Origin of the sequence: Bradyrhizobium sp. PRIMUS42 (genome assembly GCF_023006515.1) — a bacterium.
Lineage (GTDB): Bacteria > Pseudomonadota > Alphaproteobacteria > Rhizobiales > Xanthobacteraceae > Bradyrhizobium.
On the sequence record NZ_JALBGZ010001082.1, the window covers coordinates 1 to 1,489 of the forward strand.

The following is a 1,489-nucleotide window of genomic DNA, read 5'->3' on the forward strand; positions in this document are numbered from 1 at the left end:
AGAGCTGGTCGGGCTTGCGCTTCTCCAGCCCCTCGAGCTTCACCAGCGCAACCATCTCGGCCACGCGCGTGGCGATGTCGGCGCGCGCCATGCCAGCGCGCTTCAGGCCGAAGGCGATGTTGTCGCGCACCGACAGATGCGGAAACAGCGCGTAATTCTGGAACATCATGTTGACCGGGCGCTCATGCGGCAGGGCCTGCGCGATGTCCTCGCCGCCGAGCAGGATACGCCCCTCGTCCGGCGCCTCGAAGCCGGCGAGCATCCGCAAAAGCGTGGTCTTGCCGCAGCCGCTGGGGCCGAGCAGCGCAAAGAATTCACCGGCCTTGATGTCGAGCGACACACCATCCACAGCCCGGAACGTCCCAAAAGACTTGGCGACGCCCTCGATGCGCAGCAGCGGCTGGCCGGCGGCAGCTGCGTCGGCCGCGCCTGTTGCGGCGTTCGTTTTGGGCAATTCGTCGGTCATGTTCCCTGCCAACCCCGATTCCGCCGCACGCTAGCCGCCGATCGGGCTTTGCTCAACCATGTCGGAGATACCTTCCATTGCAGCCCTAGCCCGGATGGAGCGGCACGAAGGAAAGACGACTTTCCCGGATTGCGCTTCGCTCCATCCGGGCTACGCCATAAACGCGGCCAGCGCGTCGCGGTCCGCTGCCGGCATCGTCAGGCCGAGCTTGGAGCGGCGCCACAGGATGTCCTCGGGGAAACGCGCCCATTCGTGGGTCATGAGATAGCGCACCTCGGCGCCGGTCAGTTCGGGACCGAAGGCTGGGCCGAGTTCGTCACGGCTCTTCGCCTCGCCGAGCACCGCCGGCAATCGCGAGCCATAGGCCGCGACCAAACGCTGGGCTTGCGTTTCCCCAAGAAAGCGCCAGCGGTCGCGGGCGAGGTCCACCTCAGTGTCGAAGCGATCCCACACAAAATCTCCGCCGGGCAGCGCTGCACCGGCGGTCCAGCGCGGCGACATCGGATAGAACGGCGTCAACTTCGTCACCGCCCGCTCCGCGCGCAGGCGCGAGGTGGTGACGTCGCCGCCGAACATGGTGATCAACGGCGCCCTGCGCCGGCGAGCGTGGAACAGGGTCGTGCCGTCACCTCGCCGCGCGGACGCTGGCGTCAAATTGACGCCGGAGACCGTCCGGACCACGTCGATCGGGGTGACGCGCTCGCGGAAATAGCGGCTGGCCGCCTCGCAGAGATAGGTCACATCAGCCCCGCGCATCGCGACGATCGCGGGATCGCCGGTGAAATCATGCGTGACCGTGCCGATCAGCGTGAACTCCCGCTCGAAGGGGGATGCGAAGATCAATCGTCCATCGCTGTTCTGGAAGACGTAGACGTTGTCCGAATCGAACAGCTTGGGCACGATGATCTGGCTGATCTGCATGGCCGCCATTGCGGGCTGCGGCTGGCGCAGCACGGTGTCCGCGACCATCGGCGCCCAGCCTCCGGTGGCGTTGGCAAGGGCCCGGGCCGTGATCGTGCGGCG

Annotated in this window: 2 protein-coding genes; both read right to left on the reverse strand. The window is 66.9% G+C overall.

Annotation, left to right across the window (positions count from 1 at the left end; translation table 11 throughout):
• The coding region (locus tag MOV75_RS37780; protein ID WP_247007956.1) for an ABC transporter ATP-binding protein at positions 1-466 on the reverse strand (466 nt) is incomplete at its 3' end.
• Between the two features lie 150 nt (positions 467-616).
• Positions 617-1,489: FAD-dependent oxidoreductase (locus MOV75_RS37785; protein ID WP_309487008.1), on the reverse strand; the 873-nt coding region annotated here is incomplete at its 5' end.